At 45.8% G+C, this 7,416-nt stretch carries 4 protein-coding genes and 1 pseudogene; all 5 read right to left on the reverse strand.

Translation table 11 applies throughout. The features are described from left to right. Window positions 1-6: 6 nt before the first annotated feature. Window positions 7-1,695, reverse strand: coding sequence for a glucan biosynthesis protein (locus tag L5L98_RS13940; protein ID WP_263141773.1), 1,689 nt, complete (start codon window positions 1,693-1,695; stop codon window positions 7-9). Window positions 1,696-2,065: 370 nt separating this feature from the next. Continuing rightward, window positions 2,066-2,500, reverse strand: a complete 435-nt coding sequence (locus tag L5L98_RS13945) for a PaaI family thioesterase (protein ID WP_028761608.1) — start codon at window positions 2,498-2,500, stop codon at window positions 2,066-2,068. Between the two features lie 170 nt (window positions 2,501-2,670). Further along, window positions 2,671-4,836, reverse strand: a complete 2,166-nt coding sequence (gene katG, locus L5L98_RS13950) for a catalase/peroxidase HPI (RefSeq protein WP_263141775.1) — start codon at window positions 4,834-4,836, stop codon at window positions 2,671-2,673. A gap of 311 nt (window positions 4,837-5,147) precedes the next feature. Then, window positions 5,148-6,620 (reverse strand): carbon starvation protein A, encoded by a 1,473-nt coding sequence (locus tag L5L98_RS13955; RefSeq protein WP_263141778.1) that lies wholly within the window; start codon window positions 6,618-6,620, stop codon window positions 5,148-5,150. Window positions 6,621-7,180: 560 nt separating this feature from the next. After that, window positions 7,181-7,416: pseudogene (locus L5L98_RS13960) on the reverse strand (IS4 family transposase); the annotation flags it as partial.

Genomic DNA, 7,416 nt, shown 5'->3' on the forward strand with positions numbered 1-7,416 from the left:
AATCGCTTATTGCAGGTGACCCGCATTGTGCAATTCACGATCATCCTTTGCAGGCGGATTCCACTGATACATCCAAGTCTCAGACAATGGCTGACCATCGACCTCCAAATAGACTCTCAGGTTAATTGGCTCAGTACCGTCTCCGGGGGGCACTACGTCAAACATAGCGCGGTAACCATTAATCGAGGCTAAAGGACGGGCAGATTCAATTTCCACTTTGCCTTCAGATGCTGTGATCACGGCTTTAACTTGGGTGTCTTTACCTATCATAGGTAAGGTGCCGCCCGCGAAATCAACCACAAAACGCTTACTGTAGTATTTGCGTTTCTGGCCAACTACGCCACCAATCCCGGTGAAGGTATCGACAACCCGAGCACGGGGTGATTGAACCGGTGGAATGCCACCCCAGTACATGTTGTAGCCGTACAGCAGCTCTTGACCAGGAACAATCGGCTCAGCAGGATTCCAGAAAGCCACTATGTTATCGAAGGTTTCATCCAGTGTTGGAATTTCAACTAACTGCACAGAACCTTTGCCCCAACTGCTGGTTGGCTCAATCCATAGGCTTGGGCGTTTATCATAAAACACGCCGTCATCCTGATAATGATCGAAGTTACGGTCACGTTGCAGTAAGCCAAAACCTTTTGGATTTTCATCGCTATAGGCGTTGAATCGCAGGTTTTCAGGGTTACCTAGCGGACGCCAAATCCATTCACCATTCCCCGTGTGCATGGCTAAACCATCGGTATCATGGATTTCTGGACGCCAGTCATAACCGGTGCGGCGATCGTTCTCACCCACCATAAACATACTTGTCAGTGGCGCAACGCCTAAACGTTCAATCGCTTTACGTGGATAAACAGCCACATCCACCTTCATTTTTAAACGTTCACCCGGTTCGATATCAAAACGATAAGCACCCGTGACACTCGGAGAGTCTAGCAAGGCATACACAGTGGTGATATTCGATCCTGGTTTAGGTTTTTCTAACCAGAAATTGGTGAACATTGGAAACTCTTCGGGTTTTGGCAGTGCAGTATCAACCGCTAAGCCGCGAGCCGACAAACCGTATTGCATTTCTTGACCCACTGCGCGGAAATAACTAGCGCCAAGGAAGGCAACAATGTCACGCTGCCAATCGGTATTAAATTGCATACGGAAACCCGCAAAACCAAGATCCTTAGGCAACTGACTACCTTTGACCTTTGACTTGCCGTAATCGAACATTGAAGGTGAATATTCGATTAACTTAGCCTTACCCTCATTTAGCTCATAAATATGGATAGGGGTATCAAAAAACAGCCCAAGATGGAACAGTTCGGCACGAAACTCCGAATCTTGATCACGCCATAGTGCGGCTTTCTTCTTGAAGTGGAATTGTTGGTAATCATCCCAACTCATGCCCTGAAGGCTTTTAGGTAATTCGCCTTTATGACTCTCATAGGGTTGTGCCGCCATAGTACGGGCATAACCCTTTAGCCAAGCGTAACTAAACTCTTCACCTTCTTGTGGTGACGCCTGCTTACCTGCCGCACATGCTGAAAGACTCAGCAATACGCTACAGGTTAACAATACGCCGCCAACCATACGCTGCAAACGGCCGCGACGAGAGGAAGATTGGGCTTCAATCGAGGGTAGTGTCACCCTCGATTCTTGATAAACGTTTCTTTGTTCGGGAAATAAATTGGGTTGCATAAGCAGACTCTGAATTGGTGTAACTTCCTGACACTTCCCTGCAAATCTGACTCAATTGCAGCGATGGCCCTGTGGAGAACTGTTGATGACAGAGGTAACAATACAGCGATCAGCAACAATTCGCCAGAATCTAGCATACTTTCTGTCGAATGGAATATGGCATGCTAGCTATTTTCAATCTTGAGGCCTATTTATGAAAATATGATTAAAAAATTCCGTTATTTACTGAATTCACGCCCATAAAAACTTCACTGCCAGCAAGAAGGCCGTCGACTTAATACCTGAAGATAAAGTGCACCTTCGGCATAGGTTAATTATCTGCTCAGCATGTTAACTCGAAGAGATAATATCGCCAGCCCGCAAAATCGGTTTATGGCCTTAAAATCATACAAGTCGCCGTAGCAGTGGCGAGCAGTTTTCCATCCTGCGTTTTTAGCGTACCTTCCGAAATACCTAAAGACTTAGATAAATTGATCACCTTGCCCTCAGCCACTAACACTTGATGTTTAGGCACAGGTCGAATCATTTTAATATTCAAATCGATAGTGCCGTAACCGACACCCGCTTCAAGCAAGGTATGCACGGCGCAACCGGTAACCGAATCCAATACAGTCGCGGCAAAACCACCATGAACACCGCCCAATGGGTTGAGGTGCTTATCATCGGCAGTCGCATGGAATGTCACCGTTCCTTCGTCGGCTTGAACCAGCGACATTGGCATAGTGAGAGAGATAGAAGGTGCGGGTAATTCCCCCCTTGCCATTGCCTGTAAAATGGCTAAACCCGACATTTGCTGAATATTCATATTCCACCTAAATTGATGAGCGTCAAAGCACATGAATAAAAATGACCGCTTAACCACTTTGGATTAGGCGATCATTTAACTGAAAATCCCCTTAAACGCTCGGTCTGCATTAACCCCAGCGGCGCCTAAATTGGATCCATATACCACTAAAAAGACTAATAAATATAAGCTCAGCGAAGATCGAATCTATCTAAGTTCATCACCTTAGTCCAAGCGTCGATAAAATCATCGATAAATCGCAGCTGTGCATCACTGCTCGCGTACACTTCTGCGAGTGCACGCAGCTGCGAATTAGAGCCAAAGATCAAATCAACACGACTTGCAGTCCACTTTTGCTGGCCACTGACGCGATCAACACCCACAAACATATCCTCCGCTTTGGAAGTGGGTTTCCACGTCGTCCCCATATCGAGCAAGTTAACAAAAAAGTCATTGGTCAAAAACTCAGGACGCGCAGTCAAGACACCCGTTTTTGACTGATCAGAGTTCGTATCTAACACCCGCAGACCGCCAATAAGCACTGTCATTTCCGGCGCAGTTAAGGTCAGCAATTGTGCCCTATCGACCAATAACTCCTCCGCCGAAACAGAAAACGGAGTGGGATGATAATTTCTAAAGCCATCTGCGACAGGTTCAAGTACCGCAAAAGATTCCACATCCGTTTGTGCTTGCGTGGCATCCATACGACCTGGCGTAAATGGAATCGTCACTTCAACCCCCGCATTTCTAGCCGCTTGATCAATACCGACGCAACCTGCTAGCACAATCAAGTCAGCAAGGGAAATTTTCTTACCTCCTTGATTGAACTCAGACTGAATACTCTCAAGCACTTTGAGCACCTTAGCGAGCTGTTCAGGCTGATTCACTGGCCAATCTTTTTGCGGTGCGAGTCGAATTCGAGCACCGTTCGCACCACCGCGCATATCAGAACCGCGATAGGTAGACGCCGAGGCCCAAGCAGTGGCAACGACTTCTGAAATCGTTAATCCAGAACCAATAATCTTCAGTTTGAGATCAGTAACATCCTGCTCATTAACCAGGGGATGATCAACCGCAGGAATGGGGTCTTGCCAAAGAAACGTTTCTGCAGGCACTTCAGGACCCAAATAGCGTGTGCATGGCCCCATATCTCTGTGTGTCAGCTTGTACCAAGCTTTTGCAAATACATCGGCAAACTCATCGGGATTTTCAAAAAATCGACGTGATATTTTCTCGTAATCAGGATCGAAGATCAGTGCAAGGTCGGTGGTCAACATGGTTGGCACATGACGTTTTGAGGCGTCGTGCGCATCGGGGATCACCCCTTTACCCGCGCCATTTTTAGGTATCCACTGATGGGCACCCGCAGGGCTCTTAGTCAGTTCCCATTCATATCCAAATAGATTTTCAAAAAAATTGTTACTCCATTGGGTTGGTGTTGAGGTCCAAGTCACTTCGAGGCCACTGGAAATAGTATCGCCACCTTTACCGCTTTTATAGCGACTCTGCCAGCCTAGGCCTTGCTGCTCAATACCTGCGGCTTCTGGCTCAGGTCCGACTAATGCTGCGTCACCTGCACCATGGGTTTTACCAAAAGTATGACCACCTGCAATCAAGGCTACGGTTTCTTCATCATTCATCGCCATGCGGGCAAAGGTTTCGCGGATATCAACGGCGGCAGCGAAGGGATCGGGATCGCCATTGGGGCCTTCTGGATTGACGTAAATCAGCCCCATTTGCACTGCGGCGAGGGGGTCTTCAAGATCCCGTTCGCCAGAATAACGCTTATCGTCTAACCACTGATCTTCGGCTCCCCAGTAGATATCGGCCTCAGGTTCCCAAATATCCACCCGCCCACCGGCAAAACCTAAGGTTTTGAATCCCATAGATTCCAGCGCGACATTACCCGTGAGGATCATCAAATCGGCCCAAGAGATTTTATTGCCATATTTTTGTTTAATCGGCCAAAGGAGCCGACGTGCTTTATCGAGGTTGACGTTATCTGGCCAGCTGTTTAACGGTGCGAAACGTTGATTACCACTCCCCGCTCCGCCACGTCCATCACCGGTACGATAGGTGCCAGCACTGTGCCATGCCATACGAATAAATAGCGGCCCATAGTGGCCAAAATCTGCAGGCCACCAGTCCTGTGAATCCGTCATTAATGCGAGAAGATCTTGCTTTACAGCAGCTAAATTGAGGGATTTAAAGGCTTCAGCATAATTGAAGTCATCACCCAAAGGATTAGATAAGAAAGAGTGTTGGTGCAGAATATCGAGCCGGAGCTGTTTAGGCCACCAATCTCGATTCGAGGTGCCACCTGCAGAATGGTGCATAGGACATTTGTTCTCAGACATAACGTGCTCTCCTTCTGTTCGCAAAAAATATTCAAGTAAATAAAATCTAAATGACTTTTGCCGCAAGTTTGTACTGCTTAACGCTCTCTACCACAGACTAATCGTTTCAATAGAGAAATAAAAACCAGTCTAACGACCTTACCTTACCTCTAGATGAAACGCGATGAATCCGCTCATTAAAAAATATTCAGCAAAAATTACCCTTTCTAAAATAAGCTATTAAAGGATAGTAGAATGATACCAATCATAAAAAACAAGGGCTGCAAAATGCAGCCCTTGATTTTTATTGGGTAAAACTATGGGATAATTGACTATTTAACTTCTGCCACAGGTTTACGTCTATTGTGCGCAATGATCAGGGCAATTAAACAGATAACCCCGACAGCGATACCCACTGGCTGGCTCAAAGGTTGCGGTAAACCTAGGCCAATACCCGCAGTCATAATATAAGACACAGTAACGCTGGTACCGCCAATTGCTGGTAAGCTAACAATCCAATGGAAAGTCCCGCGATCGAACAAATACTTAGTCGCTAACCACAACACACTGGTTGATAGCAGCATATTTGAGAAGGCAAAGTAACGCCAAATCAAAGAGAAATCGATCTTCGTCATAAAGTACGCAATGGTCAGAATAGGCACTGCAACCAATAAACGATTACGCATACTTTGCGGAATATGGAAGGCATCGATAATCGTCAAACGCAGCGAACGAAATGCGGTATCGCCAGAGGTAATAGGGAAGATAGCCACGGCCACAATCGCCATAATACCGCCCGCAACACCTAAATACGTAGTAGCCACTTGGTTAACCACTAAACCAGGGCCACCTTGGTCGAGCAAACTCTTAAGCTCAACATAACCGCCAGGGAAAGCTGCAATACCCGCCGTTGCCCATACACAAGCAACGATACCTTCAGCAACCATAGCGCCATAATACACAGGGCGAACATACTTCTCATTCGTCAAGCAACGAGCCATGATGGGCGCTTGAGTTGAATGGAAACCGCTAATCGCACCACAGGTAATAGTCACAAATAACAGAGGCCAAACAGGTAGTCCATCTGGATTTGGTTCGAGTAACTCATTGTTGTAATGGCTGTGGTCGAAATAGGCAAACACATCACCCATTTCAGGTAACTGCGGCGCATTGATCATTAGAGCAACGGCGATAGAAACTGTCATGACTATCATCAACAAACCAAATGCGGGATATAATTTAGTGATGATTTTATCAATCGGCAGCATAGTCGCTAAAAAGTAATAGACTAAAATCACTAACACCCAGAAGGTATTATTGCCAAAGATGGTGTCTTTAAAATAATCGAGATTACTCAGTAAACCTGCGGGGCTCATGATGAAGACCACGCCCACAAAAAACAGCAGCATAGCCGTAAACAGCAACATCACGCCTTTAAAGTAAATATTAAAGTAGTGGCCCGCAATCTCTGGCAGACTCTTACCGTCTTCTTTTATGCTGAGCACGCCAGAAAAATAATCATGTACTGCGCCGCCAATAATATTCCCCAGTACAATCCACACTAAGGCTATTGGGCCATAAAGTGCACCGAGGATCGGGCCAAATATCGGCCCTACACCCGCGACATTGAGGAACTGGATCAGAAACGCTTTAGCCGGATGAACCGGAACGTAATCGACGCCATCTTCGAATCTCGCCTGTGGTGTTATCGCTTTAGGATCTATACCCGCTTGCCGCTCAACAAAGGGACTATAGAACTTGTATGCAAGCACTAAGAGTGCGATACAAATAAAGAAAATTAACATTATTTAATTATCCATACTTTAGTAGGAGGTGATTTAATGGAGAGTTTCATTGAGTTAGCGACTGAGGTCAAGCAACACACTATTAGACTAATGTCGGGTTGATTATCTGAAACAGCCGTACGAGTGGGTATAAATGAACAAACGCGTTTAAAAATAATCCCTATGAAGTATTTATGCACTCAGTAATACAACCAACTATTTTGATGTTTCTCAATTGCCTCTTCTTGAACTCCTCGCCCTAGGTATTCCTGCAAACCATCGCTATCGAAAATGAAATGAACACAGACAATATCGCATGTGACTGGCGGCGAGATGCTAGCAGCATAGACGAGTGTTTCGTGACATCCCAATATACAACCCCAAGTTAAAGACACTATCTACACTCACAAACTAAACCCGCAATCTACACTACGATCGATAGCCACAACCTAAAGCTAACGTGCCACTTGATGATGCTCATCTAGCCCATTTTTAGGTTACTAATGGTTCGACTTTATCACTCATTATTTTTAGCTATTTTAGAAAACAAAAAACCAGCCAAATGGCTTAATGCCGTTCACTTAAGAGTGAACGGCATTTTTCTTTGGTCTAACCGGGAACTTGTTTTTGCTCATTTTAAGAACTCGTGGATATGCCCTTTCCCGTTTACCATCCAGCTTAAATTGCCGTGCATTTCGTTCTATATCCAATACGTCTCTCGGGACATTCCCCGGTGTTTGTGATGACAGTTGTGTCAACTTGAAGATGATATAACTCGCCGCATCTCGAAAACTCAGTTGATTGGGGTGGACCGATG

The organism is Shewanella sp. SM23 (assembly GCF_025654295.1).
Classification (GTDB): Bacteria; Pseudomonadota; Gammaproteobacteria; order Enterobacterales; family Shewanellaceae; genus Shewanella; species Shewanella oncorhynchi.

Bases quoted from the DNA above. Each gene is read 5' to 3' on its own strand.
- L5L98_RS13940 (WP_263141773.1), bottom strand. From the start codon at position 1,695: ATGCAACCCAATTTATTTCCCGAACAAAGAAACGTTTATCAAGAATCG.
- L5L98_RS13945 (WP_028761608.1), bottom strand. From the start codon at position 2,500: ATGAATATTCAGCAAATGTCGGGTTTAGCCATTTTACAGGCAATGGCA.
- katG (WP_263141775.1), bottom strand. From the start codon at position 4,836: ATGTCTGAGAACAAATGTCCTATGCACCATTCTGCAGGTGGCACCTCG.
- L5L98_RS13955 (WP_263141778.1), bottom strand. From the start codon at position 6,620: ATGTTAATTTTCTTTATTTGTATCGCACTCTTAGTGCTTGCATACAAG.